This window comes from Nocardia amikacinitolerans, assembly GCF_900215415.1.
Lineage (GTDB): Bacteria > Actinomycetota > Actinomycetes > Mycobacteriales > Mycobacteriaceae > Nocardia > Nocardia amikacinitolerans.
In genome coordinates this window covers 541,894-566,589 of sequence record NZ_OBEG01000004.1, presented here as the reverse complement: position 1 = coordinate 566,589, position 24,696 = coordinate 541,894, and the positions used below count along the sequence as shown (strand labels likewise).

21 protein-coding genes and 2 pseudogenes are annotated in these 24,696 nt (G+C 68.8%); 13 read left to right on the top strand and 10 right to left on the bottom strand.

Features of this window, described 5'->3' with window-relative positions:
* Positions 1–124 precede the first annotated feature (124 nt).
* Positions 125–640: an EXLDI protein gene (locus tag CRP45_RS20925; protein WP_097246459.1), complete on the bottom strand. Its 516-nt coding sequence runs from the start codon at positions 638–640 to the stop codon at positions 125–127.
* 152 nt (positions 641–792) lie between these two features.
* Here CRP45_RS20925 and CRP45_RS20920 point away from each other — a divergent pair, with 152 nt between their 5' ends.
* The 5 genes from CRP45_RS20920 to CRP45_RS20900 all read left to right on the top strand — a co-directional run bounded on the left by CRP45_RS20920 (position 793) and on the right by CRP45_RS20900 (position 5,823).
* The gene (locus CRP45_RS20920) at positions 793–2,460 is read left to right on the top strand and encodes a thiamine pyrophosphate-binding protein (protein ID WP_097246458.1); all 1,668 of its coding nucleotides are present in this window, start codon (positions 793–795) and stop codon (positions 2,458–2,460) included.
* Positions 2,457–3,116, top strand: a complete 660-nt coding sequence (locus CRP45_RS20915) for an SRPBCC family protein (protein ID WP_097246457.1) — start codon at positions 2,457–2,459, stop codon at positions 3,114–3,116. Before CRP45_RS20920 ends, CRP45_RS20915 begins: the two co-directional genes overlap by 4 nt.
* A gap of 8 nt (positions 3,117–3,124) precedes the next feature.
* Positions 3,125–4,168 carry a 3-oxoacyl-[acyl-carrier-protein] synthase III C-terminal domain-containing protein gene (locus tag CRP45_RS20910; RefSeq protein ID WP_097246456.1) on the top strand — a complete coding sequence of 348 codons (1,044 nt, stop codon included), beginning with the start codon at positions 3,125–3,127 and terminating at the stop codon, positions 4,166–4,168.
* Positions 4,165–5,202 carry an aminotransferase class I/II-fold pyridoxal phosphate-dependent enzyme gene (locus CRP45_RS20905; RefSeq protein WP_097246455.1) on the top strand — a complete coding sequence of 346 codons (1,038 nt, stop codon included), beginning with the start codon at positions 4,165–4,167 and terminating at the stop codon, positions 5,200–5,202. The genes CRP45_RS20910 and CRP45_RS20905 overlap by 4 nt, the downstream gene beginning before the upstream one ends.
* Before the next feature lie 234 nt (positions 5,203–5,436).
* On the top strand, positions 5,437–5,823 hold the full coding sequence (locus tag CRP45_RS20900) for a cupin domain-containing protein (RefSeq protein WP_097246454.1): 387 nt from the start codon (positions 5,437–5,439) through the stop codon (positions 5,821–5,823).
* 17 nt (positions 5,824–5,840) lie between these two features.
* Here the strand turns inward: CRP45_RS20900 and CRP45_RS20895 are convergent, their stop codons facing one another.
* Entirely contained in the window at positions 5,841–6,179 is a 339-nt protein-coding gene (locus CRP45_RS20895) for a hypothetical protein (protein WP_097246453.1), read from the bottom strand.
* 549 nt (positions 6,180–6,728) lie between these two features.
* Positions 6,729–7,136 (bottom strand): SdpI family protein, encoded by a 408-nt coding sequence (locus tag CRP45_RS20885; protein ID WP_097246452.1) that lies wholly within the window; start codon positions 7,134–7,136, stop codon positions 6,729–6,731.
* A 114-nt stretch (positions 7,137–7,250) separates the two neighbouring features.
* Between CRP45_RS20885 and leuS the strand changes: the two genes are divergently transcribed.
* A complete protein-coding gene (leuS, locus tag CRP45_RS20880; protein WP_097246451.1) occupies positions 7,251–10,097 on the top strand; it encodes a leucine--tRNA ligase in 2,847 nt (948 codons plus the stop codon).
* A 42-nt stretch (positions 10,098–10,139) separates the two neighbouring features.
* Here leuS and CRP45_RS20875 read toward each other — a convergent pair whose 3' ends face one another.
* Together CRP45_RS20875 and CRP45_RS20870 are read right to left on the bottom strand one after the other, a co-directional pair.
* On the bottom strand, positions 10,140–10,625 hold the full coding sequence (locus tag CRP45_RS20875; RefSeq protein WP_179830944.1) for a DUF4189 domain-containing protein: 486 nt from the start codon (positions 10,623–10,625) through the stop codon (positions 10,140–10,142).
* Between the two features lie 117 nt (positions 10,626–10,742).
* Positions 10,743–11,444, bottom strand: coding sequence for an SDR family oxidoreductase (locus CRP45_RS20870; protein WP_097246708.1), 702 nt, complete (start codon positions 11,442–11,444; stop codon positions 10,743–10,745).
* Between the two features lie 207 nt (positions 11,445–11,651).
* Here CRP45_RS20870 and ggh point away from each other — a divergent pair, with 207 nt between their 5' ends.
* The gene (gene ggh / locus CRP45_RS20865; RefSeq protein WP_097246449.1) at positions 11,652–12,989 is read left to right on the top strand and encodes a glucosylglycerate hydrolase; all 1,338 of its coding nucleotides are present in this window, start codon (positions 11,652–11,654) and stop codon (positions 12,987–12,989) included.
* A 74-nt stretch (positions 12,990–13,063) separates the two neighbouring features.
* A complete protein-coding gene (locus CRP45_RS20860) occupies positions 13,064–13,786 on the top strand; it encodes a glycoside hydrolase family 25 protein (RefSeq protein WP_097246448.1) in 723 nt (240 codons plus the stop codon).
* A 52-nt stretch (positions 13,787–13,838) separates the two neighbouring features.
* On the opposite strand, the gene CRP45_RS20855 is transcribed toward CRP45_RS20860, so the two are convergent.
* The 3 genes from CRP45_RS20855 to CRP45_RS20845 all read right to left on the bottom strand — a co-directional run bounded on the left by CRP45_RS20855 (position 13,839) and on the right by CRP45_RS20845 (position 17,456).
* Entirely contained in the window at positions 13,839–15,905 is a 2,067-nt protein-coding gene (locus CRP45_RS20855) for a PhoX family protein (RefSeq protein WP_097246707.1), read from the bottom strand.
* A gap of 86 nt (positions 15,906–15,991) precedes the next feature.
* Complete coding sequence (locus tag CRP45_RS20850; RefSeq protein ID WP_067786875.1) at positions 15,992–16,795, bottom strand: hypothetical protein; 804 nt, start codon at positions 16,793–16,795, stop codon at positions 15,992–15,994.
* A 124-nt stretch (positions 16,796–16,919) separates the two neighbouring features.
* Positions 16,920–17,456, bottom strand: a complete 537-nt coding sequence (locus CRP45_RS20845; protein WP_097246447.1) for a lipoprotein LpqH — start codon at positions 17,454–17,456, stop codon at positions 16,920–16,922.
* Between the two features lie 152 nt (positions 17,457–17,608).
* On the opposite strand from CRP45_RS20845, the pseudogene CRP45_RS20840 reads away from it, so the two are divergent.
* The 5 genes and pseudogenes from CRP45_RS20840 to CRP45_RS20820 all read left to right on the top strand — a co-directional run.
* A pseudogene (locus CRP45_RS20840) lies at positions 17,609–18,547 on the top strand (hypothetical protein); the annotation flags it as partial.
* A 606-nt stretch (positions 18,548–19,153) separates the two neighbouring features.
* A pseudogene (locus tag CRP45_RS20835) lies at positions 19,154–19,522 on the top strand (hypothetical protein); the annotation flags it as partial.
* Complete coding sequence (locus CRP45_RS20830) at positions 19,522–20,514, top strand: hypothetical protein (protein ID WP_097246446.1); 993 nt, start codon at positions 19,522–19,524, stop codon at positions 20,512–20,514. The pseudogene CRP45_RS20835 and the gene CRP45_RS20830, both read left to right, overlap by 1 nt.
* Positions 20,514–22,028 (top strand): tetratricopeptide repeat protein, encoded by a 1,515-nt coding sequence (locus tag CRP45_RS20825; RefSeq protein WP_097246445.1) that lies wholly within the window; start codon positions 20,514–20,516, stop codon positions 22,026–22,028. The genes CRP45_RS20830 and CRP45_RS20825 overlap by 1 nt, the downstream gene beginning before the upstream one ends.
* The gene (locus CRP45_RS20820) at positions 22,025–23,296 is read left to right on the top strand and encodes a CHAT domain-containing protein (protein ID WP_097246444.1); all 1,272 of its coding nucleotides are present in this window, start codon (positions 22,025–22,027) and stop codon (positions 23,294–23,296) included. The genes CRP45_RS20825 and CRP45_RS20820 overlap by 4 nt, the downstream gene beginning before the upstream one ends.
* A 71-nt stretch (positions 23,297–23,367) precedes the next feature.
* Here the strand turns inward: CRP45_RS20820 and CRP45_RS33940 are convergent, their stop codons facing one another.
* Both CRP45_RS33940 and CRP45_RS20810 read right to left on the bottom strand, forming a co-directional pair.
* On the bottom strand, positions 23,368–23,667 hold the full coding sequence (locus tag CRP45_RS33940; protein ID WP_097246706.1) for a hypothetical protein: 300 nt from the start codon (positions 23,665–23,667) through the stop codon (positions 23,368–23,370).
* A gap of 303 nt (positions 23,668–23,970) precedes the next feature.
* The gene (locus tag CRP45_RS20810; protein ID WP_097246443.1) at positions 23,971–24,696 is read right to left on the bottom strand and encodes an amino acid ABC transporter ATP-binding protein; all 726 of its coding nucleotides are present in this window, start codon (positions 24,694–24,696) and stop codon (positions 23,971–23,973) included.

Sequence of the window (24,696 nt, the reverse complement as noted above, 5' to 3'; positions counted from 1 at the left end):
TTCCGTCCGTAACTAATTACTTGATGCGAATAAATGCATGTTTCACCCGCACCGCCGCCCAATAGCGGTGCGGTGTTGCTTTTGGAACGCTCTGTTCGGTTGTCGCTGAGCGCTTTTCGTGCGACTAGATGTCGAGGTCCTCGATCCGCGGACGGTCGGCAACGTAGGTCACACGCTCGTAGAGCTTGGGGGGCATCTTGTCCTTCAACTCTTCGAGCGAGTCGGCGACCTCCATGGTGAAATCACCCCAGTCCTGATCACCGAAGCCAGTGAGCCGCCGCCAGTGCCTCCAGTCCTTGAAAATGTTGGTGTCGGAGGGGAATTCGGACCAGTTCGAGTACTGCGCGTGCAGCACGAACTTGCCCTTGCGAGACCGGAAGACCCGCACGTGCTCGGTGCGCTCGTCGTTGAGGTCCCGCCATTCGCCGAGCAGAGCCCCGGCGAAACGCACCTGCCGGACGCCGTTGTGGCCGACCCGAAGGACCACTTCCTCGTACCCTTCCTGACGCCCCTCCTCCAGCTCGATGAAACGGCGCAACGCCGTGGTCACCGCGCCGGACAGATTGCCGCCCACCAGCTCCTGAGCACGCTGGAACAGCGGTAGATCGTCGTCGGCTACATAGATGGTCTTGTTGGGCATGAACTCACTATACGTAGATGTATACGTACACGCAAGCGACTCGACCATTCGAGGTTGAACCGCCGGGCGGGGCATCTCGTATTCCTCGTGTACGAGGTATGCGATCGGGCCGGGCGCACGCGCTGTCGGCGGTATCCGGGAAAGGAGCGTCCATGCCTGACAGGGTCGTGGATTATCTGGTTCGGGCGGTTTCGACACTCGGTGTGCGGCATATCTTCGGCGTCGACGGCGCCAATATCGAAGACCTCTACGACGCACTGTTCGATTCCGAGGTCACCGGTGTGGTGGCCAAGCACGAATTCTCCGCGGCCACCATGGCCGACGGCTACGCCAGGGTCACCGCAGGCCTCGGTGTCGTCGCCGCGACATCCGGCGGCGGGGCGATAAATCTCGTTGCCGGACTTGCCGAATCGTATACGTCCCGGGTGCCCGTGCTGGCGCTCGTCGGCCAGCCGCCGACGGCGCTGGAGGGGCGAGGGGCGTTCCAGGACTCCAGCGGGCGCGCGGGCTCGATCGATGCGGTCCGCCTGTTCGGCTCCGTCAGCCGGTACTGCGCCCGTGTGGAAACGGCGGCCCAACTGCCCGACAGCGTGGTCAGGGCAGTCGCCGCCGCCCGGCGCGGTGGGCCCGCGGTCCTGCTGCTGCCCAAGGATGTGCAGCAGGCCGGGGTCGACACGGTCCCGCCGTTCCGGTTGCCGCCACGCTCGCACCGTCGCGATGCGAGCGGGCTCACCGCGGTGCGCGCCGCGCTTTCCGCGGCGCGCAGCACGGGAAAGATCGTGATCATCGCGGGCGATCAGGTCGCCCGCGACGACGCGCGAGACGAATTGGCGCGTCTCGCAACGGCTCTGGACGCCGCTGTCGGCGTCGCGCCGGACGCCACGGACGTCTACGACAACTTCGACCCCGGCTTCTGCGGCGTCGCGGGCAGCATGGGGCATCCCGAACTCACCGCGGACCTCCGATCGGCCGCGCTCTGCCTGGTGATCGGCACCCGCCTGCCCGTCACCGCGCGCGCCGGGCTCGACGACCTGCTCGCCGAACTCTCCGTCGCCAGCATCGGCATCGCCCCGCCGTACCCGCCGACGATCCACGCGACGAGCACCGATCTGTCGATCACGCTCGGCGAGCTCGCCGACGAATTCGCGAGCACCGCAATCGAAACACGCGCGGCGCTCGCAGCGGCCCTGACACCGCTCCAGGTACCCGCCGCCGACGGGCCGGGACTGCGTTACCGAGAACTCGTCGAGACCATCGGCGCGGCGCTCCCCGACGGCACCGACGTCTTCGCCGACGCGGGCAACACAGGCGCCGCGGTGGTGCACCACCTGCGAGTGCCGCGCGGCGGACGGTTCGTCGTCGCCCTCGGCATGGGCGGAATGGGCTACGCCTTCGGCGCGGGCATCGGCGCCGCGTTCGCCCGGCGCGGGCCAGGTCGCACCGTGGTGATCGCGGGCGACGGTGCGTTCTACATGCACGGCATGGAGGTGCACACCGCCGTCGAACACCGGCTGCCGATCACCTTCGTCGTGCTGAACAACAACGCGCACGCCATGTGCGTCACGCGCGAACAGCTCTACTACCGAGATCGGTACAGCTTCAACAGGTTCCGGCCCGCGTTCCTCGGCGACGGTATCGCCGCCATGTTTCCCGACCTGCCCGCGTACACCGTGCGCACACCCACCGAGCTCGCCGACGCGCTCGGACGCTGCCTGGACACACCGGGTCCGTCGTTCCTCGCTGTCGACTGCGATCCCGACGAGATCCCCCCGTTCACACCGTTTCTCACCACCCTCGAGAGCTCCAGGAGGACCCCGTGACGACCAGCGCCCTGCCCGCGCTCAGCGACATCCCGGAAGACGTCGTACCCGGCGTGCTGCGGATCGAGAACTCCGACAAGGACGCGACCACCCCGATCATCATGGACATGCTGCGGTCGGTGTATCCGCACGACCAGATCTTCGGTGACTTCTGCCCGGTTCAGGGCTATGTCGCCGCGCCGCCCCGCGAGGTGTACGAGTACCTGGCCGATACCAGGTCGCTGGAGGAATGGACCTACAGCCTGCGCGGATTCACCGAAACCGAGGAACCTGGCCTGTGGCTGGCCCACGACCGGCTCGGCGACGCAACGAAGATCTACACCCGGACGGTGGCCAATCCGGACGCGATGACCGTCGACTACCACTGCGCGTGGGACCAGGGGCGGCACCTGTGGATGGTCTACCTGATGCGGGTCGTCGACGCGCAAGTGGTGCTGAACAAGCCGGGTTCGGTTGTGCTGTGGACGAATTGCCGTCACCCGTTCTACGACGAGAACCCCTATCCGGAGACCGCGCCCGCCGGGCGTCCGGTGTGGGTCGGCGACTTCTGGGAGATGTTCTCCGCCGGTCACCAGCTCGAGCTGGACAACCTCAGGGCGATCTGCGAATACCGTGCCGCGCACGGCTTGCCGATCAAGCCCGACTGGATGAAGTGAGGACGCGCATGTACGTGACCGATCCGGACGCCTCGCCGCTGCCCACCGTCAGCCTGGTCGACGTGTCGTCCTACCTGCCCGGCGCGCCCGTCGACACCGAGTACTTCACCCAGTTCGCGCGCTCGGACCGGATGGCGAAGAACGTGATGTTCCGCGCCCCGCGTGGTCGTCACCACGTGGCGCGAGACGAGACGGCCGTCGACATGATCGAGCGCGCGGTCGCGCCGATGCGGGAACGTCGAGGGGCACAGTTACTTTCGAGTGTCCACGTGCTGATCACGCACACGCAGCTGCCGGACAATCCGGTGCTCGGCAGCGGGCCCGAGGTCGCCAAGCGGCTCGGTATGCGGCCGCGCGTCGTCTACGACATCCACAACGGCGGCTGCGCGGCCTTCGTGCACATGATGGCGTTGGCCCGAATGATCTTGCAGACCACCGACGCTCGCACCGCGCTCATCGCGGTGGCGCAGAACTGCGCGGGACCGGTGTTCACCCAGACCGAGATTCGCAAACTCGCGCAGGCGCCGGTGCCCGGCGACGGTTGCGGCGTCGGACTGCTGGTGAAGGACGACAGCGCGCCGATCCTCGACATCGAATGCCGCACCTACCCGGAATTCGCCGGGGACATGGATTTCACGACCAACGGCGAGCGCAAGTACTGGGAACCCGGTTCCGGCCAGGCCTGTGTGAGCTTCACCGAATCCAAGGTCACCAAGGTGTTCGCGCGCGGCAACCGGCTGGTGCCGGAAGTGGCGCTCGCGGTGTGCGATCGGATCGGCGTGAAGGGGCGCGACATCGACACGTTCGTCACCAACCAGCCGAACCGGCTGTTCCTGCGCAACTGGCACGACGCGCTCGAGCTGCCAGCGGAACGACATCCCGACACCTTCGACCGGTGCGGAAACCTGTTCGCCGCGGGCATTCCGGTCACCTTGGACGTGGAGAATCAGGCCGGTCGGCTGCGCAACGGATCGGTGGTACTGATGTCCGCGTTCGCGCACGCGGGCGATTTCGCCGCCGCCGCCGCGGTGCGCTGGGGCGCGGCGGGATGAACATCGGGTCCGCCGAGGACACCCGGTCCTCGCGACACCACCGTCGGCGGGCTTCGCGGCCGATTCGGTTCGATCTGTCGCTGAGCGAGAATCCGTTTCCACCATTACCTTCCGTACTTCGTGCGGTGAATCAGGCGCTTGCGCAGGCGAATCGGTATCCCGAGTTCCTGCCTCGGCAGTTACCCGAGATCATCGCGCGACACGTCGGCGTGCGGGGCGACCAGGTGGTCGTCGGGTCAGGGGCGACCGGAGTCGCCATGCAGATCATCCAGGCCGTCACCGGCGGCGGCGCGGAGATCGTTACCGGCACACCGACCTTCGATGGATATCCGATCATCGCGGGGATGGTCGGGGTGAATCTGGTTCCGGTGCCGTTGGACGCCTCGGGCGATCAGGATCTTCCCGCGATGGGGCGGGCGATCGACAAGCGGACGGCGTTGGTCGTGGTGTGCCGTCCACACAATCCCACCGGAACCGTCGTGTCCGCCGGCGAGCTGAAATCCTTCCTCGGCGCCGTGCCGAACCGGGTGACCGTCGTACTCGACGAGGCGTACGCCGAGTTCCTCGGGCCCGCCGAACGGCTCGACACCCTCGCGCTGCTCCGGAGATATTCGAATCTCCTTGTGCTGCGGACTTTCTCGAAGGCATACGGACTCGCGGGGTTACGCATCGGATACGCGTTCGGTCGGAGCGAACTCGTCGAACGAGTGCGACGCCTGCAACTCCCCTTCGGCATCTCCACCTCCGCCGTCGCCGCCGTGTCCGCCTCCTACGCCGCCGAACCCGAACTCCAGACCCGAATCCGGCTGATCACCGCCGAACGCGAGGGTTTGCGCAATGCCCTACTCGCCTGCGGCCACCCCATCCCCCGCAGCCACGCCAACTTCCTCTACCTCCCCGGACCGGGGGTCGCGACGGCCCTGCGTCGGGCGGGTATCGCGGCGAAGTTCTACCCGGACGGGAGCGCACGCATCGCCGTCGGCGATCGAGCGGCGGGACGAGCGGTGCTGGCGGCCGTCGCGGGTTTGCGCTGAACCATCCACCCGATACTCGTGACAGCCCGGGAGCCAACAACGAGGACAGGCCACGCAAGTCGGCGGCGCTGCGACCTCCCGCCAATCCGGGAAGCCCGCAACTCGGACAGCGCCACACGAGTCGGCAGCGCTGCGAACTCCCGCCATCCGCACTACGCCAGTGGAGGCGGGCAGCGCATCGGCATCGAACCAAAGGGTTCGGAACGCCTCCCGAGCGGATGGTTCGATGGGTGGGTGCGAATCCCACGTCTGCCCGCTCTCGTGGCCAATGCCGCGCCCGCGTCGGGGACCGCGAGCCGAGTACTCGCGCGCTTCACCATCGCAGGGCGCGACATCCTGCTGCGCCAGACGGTTATCGATCCCGGCGGCACCAGCGGGTGGCACTTTCACGACGGCACCCTCTTCGTCTTGGTCGCACGCGGAACACTCGACCACCCCGGCCCCGACGGCGCCCCCGTCACCTACCACCGCGGCCGAGTGTTCCGCGAACCGAGCGGCCCGCGATACCCCCACGTCGCCCGCAACCTCGGCCCCGCCCCGGTCACCCTTTTCGTCCTCTACCTCAACCCGAAGGGCAGCCCGCTCTCCCGCAGCATCCCACCACCTCCGGGCACCGACTGACCCGCGTGGGCGGGATGTCAGCCGCCGCCGCAACCTCCGCCGCCGCAGCCGCCCCCTCCGCCACCGCTACAGCTGCTGCCGCCGCCACCGCAGCCGCCGTTCCGGCCGTCACTGCCGCCGCCATCGCCGAAGAAGGTGAAGCCGCCCGCGCTCGCGGCCGCGCCCCAACCGGCGGCTCCCCTGCCCTTGCCGCGGTGTCGCGGCGAGGTGGGTAAGGGTGCGCGGCCGAGCCGGACGAGCCCAACGACGAGCAGCACGGCGGTCAACGCGAAGAACACCGCGCTCACGCCGTATCCGAATGGCGCGCCCACGGCCAACCCCGCGACGAAGGCCACCAACGCGAACCCGAAGTACATCCGAACCTCCCCCGGATAGAGCCGCCGAGCGGCGAGCTTTCCCCAAGCCTACCGACGACCACCGACAAGAACCCGCCGTTTTCCAGGGGCGATGCCGAGGTGCCGCCGCAGCACCGCACTATCCGCGGCCACCCGAATCCCGTCGGGCAGCCCCACGCTCAACCACCACCGCCGCCACAGCCCCCGCCGCCCCCACAACCGCCGCCGCCACAACCGCCGCCCCCGCCACAGCCTCCGCCGCTGTCGGCCCCTTCGCCACCCTCGGACCCTCCCGCACCACCGGCGCCCCCGCCAGCACCGAGGGAGGTCCCCCACGCCGCACGCCGCGGGGGCACCGCCCCGCCGCTTTGTCTATGTGTGATGCCGTACCAGACGACACCCACCGCCGACGCGAAGACGGGAACGGACACTACGACGCCGTAGACGTCGAGGATGGCGGCGGCGAACATGGCGACGACCAACGCCATGACGAAAATCATGAGCCCCTCCGAAGGCGAATCGCCCACTGATGAACTCAGGGTACGCGCGGGGAGGGGCTCGGGAAGTGGATCAGTTCGCGGGCTGGCAGGCGTCGCGCAGGGAGCACGCGCCGCAGGACTGGCCGCAGCCGCCGATCTCTTTCGCCGGCACGAGCGCGGCGATCGCCTCGCCAGCGGCGTTCGCGCCCGCACCCAGGGTGAACAGGGCGATGACGGCGGCGGCGCCGCCCACGACGAGAGCAACGACACCGCCCGCGGCGAAGGCGACCAGACCACCGGCGAACAGCAGCGCACCGGCGGCGACCGAGGTCGGAGCGGCGACGCGGTTCGCGATGCGGAAGGTCTCTTCGGAGGTGAGGGCGGCTTCGGTGTGCACACCGACGAAGCGGTTGGGCGGGAGTTTGCCGATCAGTCCGAGCACGCCGGTCGCGATGGCTACGGCGGCCAACACGAAAAGGACGAGAGCGACTACGAACACCTATGCAGGCTAGCGCACGGACGCGCGCGGCCCGATTTTCGGTCCCTCGGACCGGACGTTCTACCCTGTAATACGAAGTTTGTCCAGGATCGGCGAGAACAAGAAGGCAGGACCGTGCAGGACAGTCGTGCAACCGAGAGCGATGTACCCCAGCACCGGTACAACGCTGACCTCGCGGGCCGCATCGAGCGCCGGTGGCAGCAGAACTGGGTGGAGCGTGGCACCTTCCACGCGCCGAACCCGACCGGCCCGCTCGCCGGGGACACTCCCGCGGACAAGCTGTTCGTCCAGGACATGTTCCCGTACCCGTCGGGCGCGGGCCTGCACGTCGGCCACCCGCTGGGCTACATCGCGACCGACGTGTTCGCCCGCTACCACCGCATGCACGGGCGCAACGTGCTGCACGCGCTGGGCTACGACGCCTTCGGCCTGCCCGCCGAGCAGTACGCGGTGCAGACCGGCGCGCACCCGCGCGACACCACCGAGTCCAACATCGCCACCATGCAGCGCCAGCTGGACCGGCTGGGTCTCGGCCACGACCGGCGTCGCTCGTTCGCGACCACCGACCCGGAGTACTACCGCTGGACGCAGTGGATCTTCCTGCGCATCTACAACGCCTGGTACGACCTGGAGACCGGTCGCGCCCGTCCGATCGCCGACCTGGAAGAGCAGTTCGCCTCCGGCGCGCGTCCCGCGCCCGACGGCAAGGACTGGAACACCATGTCGGCCGCCGAGCGCGCGGCGGTGATCGACTCGTATCGCCTGGTGTACCAGACCGATTCGATGGTCAACTGGTGCCCCGGTCTTGGCACCGTGCTGTCCAACGAGGAGGTCACCGCGGAGGGCCGCAGCGAGCGCGGCAACTTCCCGGTCTTCCGTAAGCGCCTGTGGCAGTGGATGATGCGCATCACCGCCTACTCGGACCGCCTGGTCGACGACCTGGATCTGCTGGACTGGCCGGAGAACGTGAAGGCCATGCAGCGCAACTGGATCGGGCGTTCGCGCGGCGCGCAGGTGAAGTTCGATTCGGGCGCGGGCCAGATCGAGGTGTTCACCACCCGTCCCGACACCCTGTTCGGCGCGACCTACATGGTGCTGGCCCCCGAACACGAGCTGGTCGACCGGCTGGCCGCGGCGCAGTGGCCGGAGGGCACCGACCCCCGCTGGACCTACGAGGGTTCGGCCTCGCCCACCGACGCCGTCGCCGCCTACCGCAAGGCCATCGCGGCCAAGTCGGATCTGGAGCGCCAGGAGAACAAGGAGAAGACCGGCGTCTTCCTCGGCGCGTACGCCACGAATCCGGTGAACGGACAACGGATTCCGATCTTCATCGCCGACTACGTGCTGATCGGCTACGGCACCGGCGCGATCATGGCGGTGCCCGGCCACGATCACCGCGACCACGAATTCGCCACCGCGTTCGGACTGCCGATCGTGGAGGTCATCTCCGGCGGCGACGTCGCCAACGGCGCCCATTCGGGCGAGGGCGAACTGGTGAATTCCGACTACCTGAACGGTCTTTCGGTCGAGGAGGCCAAGGCGACCGTCATCGGCAGGCTGGAGGCCGACGGGCACGGCACCGGAACCATCCAGTACAAGCTGCGCGACTGGCTGTTCGCCCGCCAGCGCTACTGGGGCGAGCCGTTCCCGATCGTCTACGACGAGCATGGCGCACCGCACGCGCTGCCGGAATCCATGCTGCCCGTGCGGCTTCCCGAGCTGGACGACTTCGCACCGGTGACCTTCGACCCGGACGACGCGAACTCCGAGCCCTCCCCGCCGCTGGCCAAGGCCACCGACTGGGTGCACGTCGAGCTGGATCTTGGCGACGGGCCGAAGAAGTACCGGCGCGACACCAACGTCATGCCGAACTGGGCGGGCAGCTCCTGGTACCAGCTGCGCTACGCCGACCCGACCAACCCGGATGCGTTCTGCGCCAAGGAGAACGAGCAGTACTGGCTGGGTCCGCGCACCGCGGAACACGGGCCGAACGATCCGGGCGGCGTCGATCTGTACGTCGGCGGCGTGGAGCACGCCGTGCTGCACCTGCTGTACGCGCGCTTCTGGCAGAAGGTGCTCTTCGACCTGGGCGACGTGAGCAGCAGCGAGCCGTACCGGCGGCTGTTCAACCAGGGCTACATCCAGGCGCACGCCTACACCGACGAGCGCGGCGCGTACGTGCCCGCGGCCGAGATCGTCGAGCGGGCGGGCAAGTTCTTCTGGACGGACGCGACCGGCGTCGAGATCGAGGTGTTCCAGGAGTACGGCAAGATCGGAAAGTCGTTGAAGAACGCCATCTCTCCGGACGAGATGTGCGATCTGTACGGCGCAGACACCTTCCGCTTCTACGAGATGTCGATGGGGCCGCTGGACACCTCGCGGCCGTGGGCGACCAAGGACGTCGTCGGCGCGCACCGCTTCCTGCAGCGGGTCTGGCGTCTGGTGGTCGACGAGGAGACGGGCGCGCTGCGCGTCACCGAGGACGCGCCGTCGGAGGAGACGCTGCGCCTGACGCACAAGACGATCGCGGGCGTCGACGAGGATTTCGCCGCGCTGCGTGACAACACGGCGGGCGCGAAGCTCATCGAGCTGACCAACCACCTGACCAAGAACTACCCGAACGGCGCACCGCGCTCGGTGGTGGAACCGCTGGTGCTGATGCTGGCCCCGCTCTCCCCGCACATCGCCGAGGAGCTGTGGGAACGGTTGGGCCACAGCGTTTCCCTGGCGCACGGACCGTTCCCGGTCGCGGATCCCGCGCTGCTCGTCGAGGACACGGTGGAGTACCCGATCCAGGTGAACGGCAAGGTGCGCAGCCGGATTCAGGTCCCCGCCGACGCCGACAACGCCGCCATCGAGGCAGCCGCGCTGGCCGACGAGAAGATCGCCGCTCTCCTGAACGGCGCCGCACCACGCAAGCTGATCGTGGTGCCGGGCCGTTTGGTCAACATCGTCGCCTGACAACGAGAAAGGCGCCCACCATTGTGGTGGGCGCCTTTTCGCTCAGTCCTGACAGACCGACTCCAGGATCTGGGTTCGGTACCCCGTGCCGATCTGGATGGCGTTGTAGGTGGCTTCCTCGCGGGTGCGCCCGCTGCCGGTGGTGTACTCGACCGAGCCCCAACTCTCGGTCTTGGCGTCATAGTTGGTCGATTGCACGAGCGCGACGCAATATCCGCTCGGCGTCCAGATCTGCCATGCGCAGTCACCTCCGGTGGTGTAGGGGCCGGAGGAGCCCGTCGGCGGGTGGTGCACCACGGGAACCCTGCTGTTGCAGGCGCCGACGGCGGCGTCGACGGCCTCCACGGCGGACGGATAGTTCCACGCGGCTCCGGTCTCGCCCGTCGACGCCGAGAGGGCGATCGCCGCGTAACGCGTGCTGTCCGCCGAGGCGGTGGCCTGCGAGAAGGTCAGGGCCACACCGAACGTCGCAGCGATGATGCCCAATCGAGCCAGCCGGGCGGCGGACCACGATGCCAAGTTCTTCATGGCCGCAACCTTGTCGGACGGCACTTGCCGAAAACTTAAGGAGCACTTGGGCATACCATCGCTCCGGAGCGGACTGCCGCCATCTACCTTTGGTGCAGACAGGACGTTCCACGAGCCTCAGCGGGCGATGGGCCGCAGCACGATCTCCGTCGGGTGCGCGTCGCGCGGCGTCTCGATGGCGTGCCGCACCGCCGCCGCGACCGTCTCGGGGGTCAGGAACTCCTCCGGCCGGTACTCGCGACCCTCGTTGGCGGTGATCTCCCGCTGCATGTCGGTATCGATGCGGCCGGGGAAGATCGAGGTCACGCGCAGCGCGGGTTCCTCGAGCCGCAGCGCGTCGGCGAAGGCGCGCAACCCGAACTTGCTCGCCGCGTAGGCGGCCCAGCCCGCGTTGGCCCGCAGCCCGGCGCCCGAATTGATCAGCACCACATGGCCGTTCGACGCGCGCAACGCGGGCAGCAGCAGCCTGGTCAGTTCGGCGACGGCGATGAGGTTGGCCTCCAACGTGTTTCGCCACTGGTCCACCGACGACTCCGCGATGGTGCCGAGATCGGCGATCCCGGCATTGTGCACGAGCACGTCAAGCCGCTCGACCGCGCCGATCGCCGCGGCGACTTCCGCGTAATCGGTGAGCTCCACCGGCCACGGCGTCGCCTCCGGCAGCTCGGCGCGGATGTCGCGCAGCGCGTCTTGCGAGCGCGCGCCGAGCAGCAGCTCGTGGCCGGGCGCGAGTTCGCGGGCGATGGCCGCGCCGAGCCCGCGGCTGGCTCCGGTGATCAACGCGGTCGGCTTCGGTGTGCTGGTGACGGCGGTGTTCATGCGCCCCACCGTAGTCGGCACGCCGGAAGCGACCTCGAATCCGTAGCACTGCGCCGATTCGTAGCGATGCACGCATACGTCGGTAACCAATCTCCACGGACGGGGCATGCGAGAGTGAGATCCGCCGAACACCTGGTGCGCCGCGCTGCGACGCAACCCACCGCCGCTGATCGGGCATATTTGCGCGTCGGATCGCAGAATAGGGGGATGGCACATCCGGGTTTCACCCCAACTCAGCTCGCGGCGCGCGCCGCCTACCTGCTGCGGGGCAACGACCTGGGCACCATGACCAGCGCAGCGCCTCGGCTGTATCCGCACATGTGGAGCTGGGACGCGGCGTTCGTGGCCGTCGGTCTCGCACCGCTCAGCGTGGAGCGCGCCGTCGTCGAGCTGGACACGCTGCTCTCGGCGCAGTGGAAGAACGGGATGATCCCGCACATCGTGTTCGCCAACGGCGTGGACGGCTACTTCCCCGGCCCGGCCCGCTGGGAGTGCCGCAAGCTGGCCGCCAACGCGCCCGACGGTCCGGACACCTCGGGCATCACCCAGCCGCCGGTGCACGCCATCGCCGTGCAGCGCATTCTCGATCACTCCCGCCGTCATGGGCGCAGCACCAGGGCCGTCGCCGAGGAGTTCCTGAATCGCCGCTGGCCGGACCTGGTGCGCTGGCATCGCTGGCTCGCGCACGCGCGAGATCCGAAGGAGAACGGCCGGATCACGCTCTACCACGGCTGGGAATCCGGCATGGACAACTCGCCACGCTGGGACCGCGCCTACGAGCACGTGATCCCCGGCGATCTGCCTCCGTACCGCCGCGAGGACGTGCTGGTCATCGATGATCCGACGCAGCGCCCCACCGACCGCGAGTACGACAGGTACCTCTGGCTGGTCGAGCAGATGCGGCGGGCCGGATACGACGACTACCAACTCGCCTCCACCATGAGCTTCGCCGTGCAGGACGTGTTCGTCACCGCGGTCTTCGCCCTGGCCTGCGAGGTGCTCGCCAACATCGGCGAGGAGTACAAGCAGCCGCACGCCGACGTGCGCGACCTCTACGCGTGGGCCGAGCGCTTCCGCGCGGGCGTCGTCGCTACCACCGACGCGCGGACCGGCGCGGCCCGCGACTACGACGTGCGTCTCCAGCGCTGGATCGATACCGAGACCCTCGCCGTCTTCGCCCCGCTGCTGTGCGGCGGCCTGCCCCGCGACACCGAACGCAGCCTGCTTCGCCTGTTCGAGGGCCCGCGCTACTGCGGCCACCCGGACCTGCGCTACGCGCTACCGCCCTCGACCTCCCCCGTCTCCAGGGACTTCCGCCAGCGCGAATACTGGCGCGGACCGGTGTGGCCGGTGATGAGCTGGCTGTTCTCCTGGGTCTTCGCCCGCCGCGGCTGGGCCGAACGCGCCTTCATGCTGCGCGCCGAGGGCTTGCGACAAGCCAGCGACGGCAGCTTCGCCGAGTACTACGAACCCTTCACCGGCGAACCCCTCGGCAGCATGCAGCAGTCCTGGACCGCCGCCTCGGTCCTCGACTGGCTCGGCTGACGACACCCGCGGCGCGCTTGGTGCTCGGCGCGGCGGGGGAGTGAAGGCGGGGCGGGGGCCTAAGGTCGAAGGGCATGGATAGCACTCGTTGGAGAGCGACTCGCAGTGTTGCGTTGTCCGCGATCGTGGTGGGCAGCATCCTTTCGGCGACCGGTCAGAGCTCGGCGGCGCCGGTCGGGCCGGACGTCTCGTCCTGGCAGCACATCGACGGCCGGTTGATCGACTGGTTCGCGGTCAAACGGTCCGGCCACGACTTCGCCATGGTCAAGGCCACCGAGGGCCTGAGCTACATCAATCCCTACTTCGTGCCGGACAGCCTGTTGATGCGCGCGGCGGGCATCGCGCGCGGCACGTACCACTACGCGCGCCCGCAGCTGCCGCCCGAACCACAGGCGGCGCTCTACGCCGCGACGGTGCTCGGCCAGAACGGTCCGCTGGACCTGCCGCCCGTGCTCGATCTGGAGCACTCCGGCGGTCTCGACCCTGCCGCGCTGATCAACTGGACGCACCGCTACCTGAACACGGTGCAAGCGCTGACCGGCCGGGTGCCGATCATCTACACGTACCCGAACTTCTGGAAGACGGCGATGGCGAACACCAGCGAGTTCACCCGCTATCCGCTGTGGATCGCCGACTACCGCGGCAACGCCCAACCGGAGGTGCCCGGCGGCTGGCCGACCTGGACGTTCTGGCAGACCACCGACAGCGGCAGCATCCCCGGCATCGCGGGCCGCACCGATCTCAACGTATACAGCGGCGCCCAAGGCGATTTCGCCACATTCGCCAATATGGGTTAGTTGAGCGAGCGCCCCCAGCCGGGCGAACCGGCTGGGGGCGAACGATCTTCAGCTACACGCCGATCCGCCCACCGTCCTTCTTCCACACCACCGCCACGGACGGCCTCGGCTGCGCGGAACCACCGTCGGGCCAGTGCGAGAACGGGTTGTCGGGAGTGGCGTCGTCGGTCTCACCCGGGTGCTGCACGCACACGATCACCCGCGACTCGGTGACGATCGGACCGCAGGTCTCCGCACCGCGCGGCACGGTCAAGAACTGTTTGGTCTCACCGCGATTCGCGCCGTCCAGCACCACCGAGAAGAGGCCGTCGTTGGACTTCAGCGCGTTGCCGTCGGTGGAGATCCACAGGTTGCCGTACGGGTCGAAGGCCAGGTTGTCCGGGCAGGAGATCGGGCTCACCTTGGTCTTGTCGAACCCGGCGTAGTAGGTGTCCGCCGCGTTCGGATCACCGCAGACCAGCAGCAGCGACCAGGTGAACTCGGTGCCGGTGTGGTCGTCGTCGATCTCCAGGACCTGGCCGTTCTTGTTGAGGTTGCGTGGGTTCGCCTCGTCGGCGCCCGCCTTTCCCTCCTTGCCGCGGTTGTCGTTGTTGGTCAGCGCCACGTACACCTTGCCGGTGTAGGGATTGGCCTCGAAGTCCTCCGGGCGGTCCATCTTCGTCGCGCCGACCTTGTCGGCCGCGAGCCGGGTGAACACCGCGACCTCTTCCGCGGTCATGCCGTCGACCAGCGACTTGCCCTTGCCCTCGGCGTTCGTCTCCAACAGCGGAATCCACTGTCCCTTACCGGTGAAGCCCTTGTCCGACGGCTTGGCTCCGGTGCCGTCGATCTTGTCCGCGTGGTCGCCGGTGAGCTTGGCGACGTACAGCGTGCCCGCGTCGAGGATGGTCATGTTGTGCCGCCTGCTCGCCGCGCCGGTACCGGACTGCACCTTGCGGGACGACACGAATTTGTACATGTAGTCGAACTTCTCGTCGTCGCCGGTGTAGGAGACGACGTCGCCGCCCTTGGTGACGTAGATGTTCGCGCCCTCGTGCTTGAGCCTGCCCATGGCCGAGTGCTTGACCGGCGTGGAGTTCGGGTCCCACGGGTCGACCTCGATGACATAGCCGAATCGGTTGGCCTCGTTGGGTTCCTGCGCCAGATCGAAGCGCTTGTCCGCGCGCTCCCAGAGGTTGGCCGTCGCGCCCGCGGTGAAGCCGTAGCGCTTGGCCCGCGCCACGGCCGTGTCACCGCCGACGGGCTTGTCGCCGTTGGCGAAGTAGCCGTGGAAGTTCTCCTCGCCGGAAAGCACGGTGCCCCACGGGGTTACGCCGCCCGCGCAGTTGGCGAAGGTGCCGAGCACCTTGGTGCCCGTCGGATCGGCGGAGGTCTTCACGAAGTCGCTGCCCGCCGCGGGACCGGTGAGGGTGAACTCGGTGGTGGCGGTGATGCGGCGGTTGTACTTGCCGAAGACGGGCGTCAGCTTGCCGGTGCCTGGCTCGCCCTTGACCTCGACGACGGTCAGGCCGTGCGCCGCCATGGTGATGGCGAGCTGCTCGGGCGTCGGGTTCGCTTTGTCGTAGCCGCGGAACATCTGTGGCGCGGTGGTGTACTCGTGGTTGACCACGAGCAGGTAACTGTTGGCCTGGCCCTCGATGGGCAGCAAGGCGGCGAAGTCGTTGTTGTAGCCGAACTGCTTGGCTTGCGCGGCGGCGGACTGCCGGTCGAAGTCGAAGGCCGGAGCGTCGGCGAAAAGCGGGTCGCCCCACCGGATCACGACCGACTGCTCGTAGCCCTCCGGGATGACGACGGCGTCTTCTTTGTTGGGCGCGACCGCGGTGAAGTTGGTTCCGGTTCCGGGCGGGCCCGCCGGGGTGCTTCCGGTGGAGCCGGTGGCCTCGTCGTCGCCGCAGGCCGCGAGCGCGGAGGCGGCGCCGACCGCGAGAACCGCGGCCGCGCCGCCCTTGATCAGTCCACGCCGGTTCAGGGAGCTGACGATGTCGCCGAAGTACTCGCCGCCCGAGGTGTTGGGCGTCTCGTGGAAGCACGCGTTGGCGCATTTGTATTCGCAGGTCACGGCGGCGCGCGCGGAGCGGCCGTCGTGCTGCACGAAGAGGGCGAGTGGTTTCAAGGTCACGATCACTCCTGCTTTGGGCTGTCGGCCGCACGCTAAACGCCGCAGGCTATTCCCAGGAAACACCCAGGTGAACAGCCGACCAAGTCTCAGGCGTTCACCGGAATCGCGATGACCACCTCCTGCTCGTTCTCCGGCAGGTAGTGCACCTGCACGATCCTGCCCACCTGCACGTTACCCACGCTCGCGGGCGGCAGGAACTTCTCGGCGCCGGTGCGGAAGGTGCTGCCGTCGGGCCGCGTGACGGCAAGCCCGATGACCACCTTGGAGTAGCCGTCGCGGATCTCCCCGGGCACCGACAGCGACTGCACCACAGCCTGCGCCGCGATGCCGCGCGCGGCGATGTCCAGCTTGGCCTTGGTGGTGAAGCCCTTGCGGATCATGGACTCGTTCATCACCCGCTGCGCCTCGACGCTGTCGCCGGAGAGGTCGACCTCCACCTTGTCGGTGCGATCCGGCAGGTAGCGCACGGGAAGCACCACGCCGGGACGCAGCAACGCCAGTTCGGTGAGCGGCACGATCATCTTCGCGGCGGAGTCGAAGACCTTGCCGTCCACGCCCTCGACGCTGAATTCGATGCGGATCTGCGGCTGGTCGTTGACGGTCAGCCCGGTCTGCCGGAACGACTTCACGGTGCCGATGCCGAGCAGGCCGCCGCGGAATTCCGTGGTGTTCAGTCCGGTGAAGGCGGACATGATGCCCTCGCCGGTGAAGGCGAAGACCAGCACCACCATGGTGAAGGCGACGATCGGCAGGGCCATGAAGCCGTTGAGCCAGGCGGTGAAGCCGGGCTCCCACGGGCTGCTCGGTTCGTAGGTGAGGCCGTTCCAGAGATAGAGGCCGATCGCGGCCAGGCCGAAGACGATCGCGGCGGCGCGCAGTTTGGTTGCCATGTTGTGCTCCTTGGGTTTTGTCGGTCGGACGTTCCGAGTTCCGGGCCACCCCGTCGTCCCGTCCTGGCGCACCCCTCGGTGGCGCCGGGCTCGCGGGACGACGGGGAGCCGAGCAGTCGGACCGTCAGGCGCCGACGATGGTCGAGCAGGCGAAGGTGATGTCGAAGGTCGAGGTCGAGGGGCCCGCCAGCGGGTTGCTCAGGTCGGGCGCGCCGACGCCCTCGCCGGTGACCTTGTAGGTGTTGCCGTCCTTCACGAGCTTCGCCGAGCCGCCCGGCTGGCCGTTGCCGTAGCCGACCGCGTAGGGCAGGCCCGAGGAGCCGCCCTGGCTGCCCGCGATGCCGACGGCCTGCACGGTGTCGCCGGTGATGGTGGCGCTGACCGACAGCTGGCCGTAGGTGGCGTTGTTGTTGTCGGTCAGCGCGAGGGCCAGGGTGTCGCCCTGCTTGGCGCAGGTGGTGTCGAACGTGCCGTTCAGCGCCTTGCCGTCGACCAGCGCCGCGGACTTGCCGGAGGCCGGGCCCGCGGGCGCGGCGGCGGTGGTCTGCTGCGAGGTCGCGGGGGAGCTCTTCGGGGAGTCGTCGCCGCAGGCGGTGAGGAAGCCGGTGAGCGCGACGGCGGCGAGGGCGGCGGTGCCGATGCGGAAGTGCTTGGCGTTCATGGTGATCTGTTCCTGTCTGTCTCGGTTGGTCCGGCCCCTGGTGGGCCGTTGTGAGAAAGGTAGGAATCGCGCGCCGCCTACCGATCCCAGGTTTCGGCGGCCCGAACCGGCCAAAGGTCCGTTAACCTGGTCGAATGCGACGACCGCGCGCCATGGTGCTCGACGAGGTGTGGCGCAAGCTCGACGGTGTCGAAGCACTCAGCGGCCCACAGGGCGGACCGCTGCGCCGGACCGTCAAACTCGTGCTCGACCCGCTGGTCATCCGGCCCGTGCAGCACCCGAGTTGTGCGGGCGCGATCCTCACCGCGGACGGCGCGACGCTGCTCGCCACCCGGATCTACGCCGCCGCAGACGTACTGCGCGCCACCGCGGCCTGGTTCACGCTGCTCAAACAGGTTCGTCGGGCGTTGCGCATCACCGAGGGAAATCCGCAGGATCTCTATTTCCAGCGCTGCTTCGAGCTCGCGACGACAGCGGGACACCCGGATCCGGTGCGGGACAAGCAGACCGCGGAGGCGGCGCTGCGCGATATCCACGAATTCGCCGCGGGCCGAACGACGCAGGCGCTCAAGGAACACCTGACCGACGCGGAGGTGGCGCGGAAGCTGGGCGGATTGATCGAGATCGCCTGGCGACGACGTCCTTCGGCGGTGCGCGGCGATCACACCGCGGGGTTCGAAAAGCTCCTCGACGCGTGCGCGAACAGTCGGGTGACCGGCGACGGGCAGCCCGAACTGGACCGGCTGGTCGCGGCGCACGCTGGCACGCATTCCGGTATCGACCTCTGGCACCGGGCATCCGGCGGCAGCGCGAACGAACTCGGGCTCACCGCACATCCCCTGCCGCACCCGCCCGCGCTCGGTACGTCGGCGTCCAAGGCGGACCTGGGACTGCCGTTCGACCGCACGATCTACGAACGGGTCTTCACGGTGTTGCAGGCATCGAGCGAACGCGCTGAGCTACCGCCGATTCCGGAGCTGGTCACCGACGAGATCGCCCGCAGTTGCGCGCCGTGGGCGCTGCTGGACGAGACGCTGCGGGTGGCCGCCGCTACCGGAGCCGCACTGGCCGTGGGTCTTTCGCCGTTCGGTGTGATGCGGGGCGAGAGCGTTGGTGTGGGGCGGGTGCGTCACCTGGCCGATGCGGGGCGGACGGATCGCGGTGGTACCGCGGGCAACGCACAGTCGGGGACCGGTGCGACGGACACCGGGCGGGCGGCACTCGACAGCGTCGCACCGGGGAATCGTGGCAGCGCCGTCCACATCCCGCACGCGGACCGCAGCGATGGCGCCAGCAGCGCACTTGGGGATCGCGGCGACACGGCGGAGGTTGGACGGTCGAATCGCTCTGGCGCGGCGGACGTCCTGCGGCCGGATCACGGAGGTGCAGGCGAGGTCCGGCAGACAGATCGCGGCGGCGCGGCGGGCGCCGCACGGGCGGACCGTGTCAGCGCGGCAGAGGGCGCAGCCGTAGAACGCGGCAGTGCTGCGAACCTCGCGCGGCCGGGTCGCGGCGGCGCGGCGGACGCGGATCGCCTCAGCGCGGCAGAGGCCGCAACGGCAGAACGCGGCAGCGCGGCGAACCTCACGCGGCCGGATCGCAGCGGCGCAGCGGACGCGGATCGCCTCAGCGCGGCGGACGGCGCCCGACCGCGTCGCGATGACGCGGCGGATACCACGTGGGCGGCTCGGCGAGCAGCCGCGCCGTACGGTGTCGCGCGCGAAACCGCTGCGCACCAGGCGATCAACAACCGATGGCGGCGCGAAGCCTATGTGCTGCAAGCGCGGCGGCTCGCGGTGCACGAGGCCGAGGAGGCGAGCGGTCCGCTCGCGCAGATCGCCGCGGAACTCCGCACACCATGGCGGCCCTACCTGCGGCGGCTCTGGGTTCGGTTGCACGGGCGCGATGTTCGCGCGGTCCCCGTCGGCGAGCCAGAGGAGCTGTGGGATCTGCTGGACGGTGTGGCCCGGTCGGTCATCCTCGATCACCGCACCAAGGTGAAGAACGCGCTCAGCGCGAGCGCGGTCGCGGGTGAGTTCGGTTCGACGGAATCGAGGGCGAGCTGATGAACGCGGTGCTCGTGCGCGAACACGCGGACGGACTCTGGACCGTCGTCCCCAGCGGCGCGCCAACGGTTTTGGATGACGCGCCCGCACTGGACACCCTGGTGTTGGAGGTGATCGGCGGTCATCTCAGCTGGAGTCTGTCTGCCGACGAACACGTTCCGGCCGCCGTGCTGCACGACCTCGACGACGCGCAGGAATGGTTGTGGGCCGTGTACGGCGAACGCGTCGCACTGGCCGTCGCCGACAAGCGAACCGGCGAATTCCCGACCGACCCCGCGCTACCCACTCTTGTGACGCGGGCCAGGCGGCTGGCCTACGCGCACTGGGCGGCCCGCTGGTGGCCCGCGTCCACCATCGACGGCATTCCGGCGCTGGATCAGAGCCTGCTCGACACCGAGATCGCCACGCTCACCGAGGAATGCGAGTCGCTGGTGGACGGCGTCGACGCGCACCTCGAGCCGATGACCGCGCCCTCCGCCGCACTCGGCCGGGCGGAGGATTACGCGCTGGCCGCCGGTCCCGGCGCAAGGCACGGCGAGCTGGTCTTGGGACGCGGCAGCGGCGGATGGGATTGGCGGCGTTGCCCGCCCGGGCTGGTCGACGCCTCCGAACGCGCGGTGTCCTGGGAGTTGACCAGGGCCGAGGGGGCAACGCTCGTGCGGGTGCGAGCGGTGGCCGCGCCCCAATTGGTCGCCGCGCCCGCGCATTTGCGACCACGTGCGCTACTCGACACCGCAGGTGGCGCTGTCGACACCGAACTCGAGCTGTTCGGCGATACCTGGCAGGGTGTGGCGTCGGTGTGGTCGGACGAAGTCGCCGCAGTGCGGGTTTACGTTCCCGGCGTGGGTCCGACCGAGCTGAACGCTGCTGAACGGGAAGAGCGGCAACGTATTCGGGATTTCGCGGTCGCTCGGCTCGGCCGTGCCGCTGCGGGCGACGACGACCTACTGCTCGCCGAGATCGCCGCCGCAGCGATGGATTCGGACTTCTGATGGTCGACGAAGCGCCACCCGGCCTGGAACTGCTCTACGAGGGGGCCGCCGCCTATCAGCGCGGCGAGGTCGCGGAGGCGCTGCGCATCTTCGAGCACGCGGTCGACACCACCTCCGGCGGCGTGCGGGTCAGCGCGCTGGTGAACGCGGCGAGCATGTGCGACGAACTCGGTGACCACGCGGGCGCTGTCGTCCGGTTCCGTTCGGCGCTGGCGGAGATCCCCGAGGACGCCGTCGAGAAGCGCGCGTCCACGCTCGTCAACTACTCGCAGGCACTCCAGCACCTCGGCGAACTCGACGACGCGCAAGCGGCGCTCGAGCAGGCCAGGGCGCTGCTCGCGGACAATCCCGAGTTCGGTGCGCTGCGCGTGCCGTGCCTGCTCTCGCTGACGGCGGTCGCGTTCCACCGCGCCCAATGGGTGCGCGTCATCGAACTCGCTACCGAAACACTGGACGTCGCACAGCGTTTCGCGCCACACCTGGCCGGTCATCCGCTGATGAACCTGGCGGGCGCCTACTTCGAGACCGGACGCAGGGAACTCGGCATCGACTTCGCCGAACAAGCACTGGCCGCGTTCGAGGCGGCGGGCGACCGCAACGCGGTGGCCGAAACCCAGCAGAATCTCGCGACGCTGTACACCAGGGTCGACCGGTTCGAGGCGGCGGAGGAACCGCTGCGGGCGAGTCAGGAGTACTTCGAACAGGCGGGACTCGAGTATCGCGCCGGAGTCGGGCTCAGGATCATGGGATTCGTCGCCGAGCACCGCGACGACGTCGAACAGGCCGAGGTGCTGTACCGGCGCAGCCTCTCCTACTTCGAAGCGTCCGGCGCGGCGCTGGACGTCGCCGCCGTGCAGACTCGCCTCGCGACGGTGGCCTTCAAAGGGTTTCGTGTCGAGGAGGGGCAGCAACTGCTCGCCGCCGCGTTCGACGCGTACGCCTCACGCGGTCTCGGATTGCACTGCGCGCAGGTCGATTTCTGGCACGCCGTGCTGCTGGAGGCGCTGATCGACACCATCGACTCGCCGACGCCCGAGCTGTTGGCGCTGGCCCGCGATGTCGCGGTGCCCGCGGCGATCGCCATCGACGCCGTGCGGTACACGCTGCCGAACGGCAACCAGCGCGCCCAGTGGAACCGCGAGATCGCCGACCCGGCCATGCGTTTGGCGTTCCGATTCGCCTACCTCTGCGGCGACGGGCCGCTCGTCGCCGACCTCATCGAAACGCAGTGCGCTGGAACTACGTTGGACGTCGACGCGACCGATCATCAACCGCTCCCGCAGCTGCCGCTCGAACCTCTGTCACCGATCGAGACGCCCGCCTCCGCCGGAGAATCCGCCCTACAACTCGGATCGGCGTTGGCCAAGGTCGCCGCCGCCGCGGGATTGCGAGTAGCGCCGCCGCCGCGCTTGGCGGTCGCGCCCGACGGGCACATCGCGCTGGCCGATTACATCGCCGCCGCCGAACGGCGTTATGGGCGCGCGGTGCGCGAGGAACGGGTGCTGACGGTATGAGCGAACACGCACCGTCCGAGCAACCGACGGTCGTCGTTCGGATGGCCGACGCCGGTGACCTCTACATATCCTGGCGGTGGGACGACGATCTAGCCCCGCGCGGCGCCGCCATGCTGCCGGGAGATCCGATCGAGGCGGCCGTGCGGGCGCTCGCCGACGCACTACCGAACCCCAATGTGCCCGGCGGGCTCGAGCGAGCGTTGACAACCGGTGCTTTCGCCTCGCCCGATGCGGAATACGCTCTGGCTCAGTCCCTTTCGCGCGCTCTGCTGCCTCACGGCCTTGCGGTGCAGTTGCACGATCTGTACACGCGCGGAATCCGTCCGCATATCAGGCTGCAACCCTCGCCGCGGGTGGCGCAGGTGCCGTGGGAGATCATCGCGCCCGACCCCGACTTGCGGCTCGTCGATTTCGCCGATGTCAGCCTGCTCGCGCCCGCGGGTGTCGTGCAGGCACCCGATCGTCGCGCGCGTTCCTGGGCAGCCGACCGTGAGCTGCCCGTTGTGGCGGTCCTCGATCCGCGGGTGCCGGGTTTTCGCGCCGACTCCGCCCTCGGTTCGGTCCTCGGGCGAATGGACGGCACCGGACCGCTCGCCGAACGAGTCGCCGAACTCATTGCGGGGCAACGCCTCCGGCCTGCCGTTGCCGATCCCGTCGAAGTCTTCCGCCGCACCGACCTGGATCGCACGTGGCTCTCCGAAACGCTCCGCGCGGGAGCATCGCGGCTGATCTACGTCGGTCACGTCACGGCCGCAGCCCCGGAATCCGGTCAGAGCGAGAACGCCGAACTACACCTGACCTGCACCGCCGACACCACCGGCTTCGCCGAACCGCTGCGCGCGCACCGCCCGCTCTCGGCCAAGGACCTCCTGCTCGGCACGCACACGCTTGCTCCCGAACCCATTGCGGGTCCGGACCTTTGGCCGATTCCGAGCCGCGTCGCCCTCATCGCCTGCGAAAGCGGCGGCGATCTCCGCTTCACCGAAGCACTCGGCCTCATCGCCGCCATGATCAACGGCGGCGCCGAACTCGTCACCGCCACCCGCTGGCCCCTCCCCACCGACCTGGCCTTCCAACGCCTCGCCAGCGCCACCACCGCCACGCCGCTGCAAGACCTCATCCACTCCATCGACACCGCCCACGACCACCCCACCCCCCTCCTCCCCCTCACCGCCTGGCACCGCACCCGCCTCACCACTTGGCGCGAAACCGGCGCCATCGAACACTCCCCCCTCCTCTGGTCCGCCATAGCCACCTTCCACACCTGACCTCGCCCGCCCGAAGCGATCTTCGAGCGGGTATGCGGAGGCGTTGGGGTTGCGGCTGAAGTGCGGAGGGCTCAGTGTTCGTCGTAGTGGCCGTCGTGGGCCGCGTGGCGGTGGCCGTCGTGGATGTAGTCGACGTGGTCGCCGTGTGGGACGGCGACGTGGCCGCAGCCCTCACCGTGCTTGTGGTCGTGTGCGGTGCACTCGGTGTGGCCGGAGGGCTCGCATTCGTCGAAGTGGCCTTCGTGGGCGCGGTGCAGGTGGCCGTCGTGGACGTAGTCGACGTGGTCGCCGTGCGGGACGGCGACATGGCCGCAGCCCTCGCCGTGGACGTGCTGCCCGTGGTCGGTGTGCTCGACGTGTGCTGTGGTCATCAGAATGCCTTCTTCCATGAGGATGGACAGGTGTATCTGTGAACAACAACACATTAACACTCACGCATGAATAGATTGCCAAAGATTCGCTTGCCGCTCGGGCGCCTGCTGTGGTTGCTGACCACCTCCGCGTCGGCGCCCGCGTCCACCAGGCGAGCGTCGTCGGGAGCGCGAGCGCCCGAATGACCCGTGGTGACGGAGGACGACGGCCCGGCGAGCGTCGAGAACGACAGCAGCGGGGGACTGGCAGGTTTCGGTGGCGGTGCCGAGCGCGCTGGTAACCGCAGCGGTGAAAATCCGTTCTCAGAGCACCTGCGACAAAAACTTCCGCAACCGCGGCGTCTCGGCCGCGTCGAACAGCGCCTCCGGCGTACCGGTCTCCACCACCTGCCCCTGGTCCATGAACACCACGTTGTCCGAGACGCTGCGCGCGAACCCCATCTCGTGCGTCACCACGATCATCGACATGCCGCCCGACGCCAGCTCGCTCATCAGCCCGAGCACGCCCTTCACCAGCTCGGGATCCAGCGCCGAGGTGGCCTCGTCGAAGAACATGATCTCGGGCCGCATGGCCAGCGCGCGGGCGATCGCGACCCGCTGCTGTTGGCCGCCGGAGAGATTGCCGGGACGCGCGTCGGCCTTGTCGGCCAGCCCGACGATCTCCAGCTGCTCGATCGCCAGCGCCCGCGCCGCGTCCTTCGACAGACCGCGCAGCTTGCGCGGCCCGAGCGCGATGTTGTCCGCGACGGTCTTGTGCGGGAACAGGTTGAAGTGCTGGAACACCATGCCGATGCGCTGACGCAGCCGGTCCGGGTCCTCGCGCAACACGGATTTTCCGTCCAACAGCACGTCACCGCGGTCGGGCTCGTGCAACCGGTTGAGCACCCGAAGCAGGGTCGATTTGCCGGAGCCCGACGGTCCGATGACGGTGGTGGTCGTACCCGCGTCGACGTGGATGTCGATACCGCGCAGCACGTGGTTGCGGCCGAGGGTCAGGTGCAGGCCGGTTCCGGTCAGAGATGCACTCAT

Coding starts and splice junctions, on each gene's coding strand:
- CRP45_RS20925 (WP_097246459.1), bottom strand. CDS start 640: ATGCCCAACAAGACCATCTATGTAGCCGACGACGATCTACCGCTGTTC.
- CRP45_RS20920 (WP_097246458.1), top strand. CDS start 793: ATGCCTGACAGGGTCGTGGATTATCTGGTTCGGGCGGTTTCGACACTC.
- CRP45_RS20910 (WP_097246456.1), top strand. CDS start 3,125: ATGTACGTGACCGATCCGGACGCCTCGCCGCTGCCCACCGTCAGCCTG.
- CRP45_RS20905 (WP_097246455.1), top strand. CDS start 4,165: ATGAACATCGGGTCCGCCGAGGACACCCGGTCCTCGCGACACCACCGT.
- CRP45_RS20895 (WP_097246453.1), bottom strand. CDS start 6,179: ATGTACTTCGGGTTCGCGTTGGTGGCCTTCGTCGCGGGGTTGGCCGTG.
- CRP45_RS20875 (WP_179830944.1), bottom strand. CDS start 10,625: ATGAAGAACTTGGCATCGTGGTCCGCCGCCCGGCTGGCTCGATTGGGC.
- CRP45_RS20870 (WP_097246708.1), bottom strand. CDS start 11,444: ATGAACACCGCCGTCACCAGCACACCGAAGCCGACCGCGTTGATCACC.
- ggh (WP_097246449.1), top strand. CDS start 11,652: ATGGCACATCCGGGTTTCACCCCAACTCAGCTCGCGGCGCGCGCCGCC.
- CRP45_RS20860 (WP_097246448.1), top strand. CDS start 13,064: ATGGATAGCACTCGTTGGAGAGCGACTCGCAGTGTTGCGTTGTCCGCG.
- CRP45_RS20850 (WP_067786875.1), bottom strand. CDS start 16,795: ATGGCAACCAAACTGCGCGCCGCCGCGATCGTCTTCGGCCTGGCCGCG.
- CRP45_RS20845 (WP_097246447.1), bottom strand. CDS start 17,456: ATGAACGCCAAGCACTTCCGCATCGGCACCGCCGCCCTCGCCGCCGTC.
- CRP45_RS20830 (WP_097246446.1), top strand. CDS start 19,522: ATGAACGCGGTGCTCGTGCGCGAACACGCGGACGGACTCTGGACCGTC.
- CRP45_RS20825 (WP_097246445.1), top strand. CDS start 20,514: ATGGTCGACGAAGCGCCACCCGGCCTGGAACTGCTCTACGAGGGGGCC.
- CRP45_RS20820 (WP_097246444.1), top strand. CDS start 22,025: ATGAGCGAACACGCACCGTCCGAGCAACCGACGGTCGTCGTTCGGATG.
- CRP45_RS33940 (WP_097246706.1), bottom strand. CDS start 23,667: ATGACCACAGCACACGTCGAGCACACCGACCACGGGCAGCACGTCCAC.
- CRP45_RS20810 (WP_097246443.1), bottom strand. CDS start 24,696: ATGAGTGCATCTCTGACCGGAACCGGCCTGCACCTGACCCTCGGCCGC.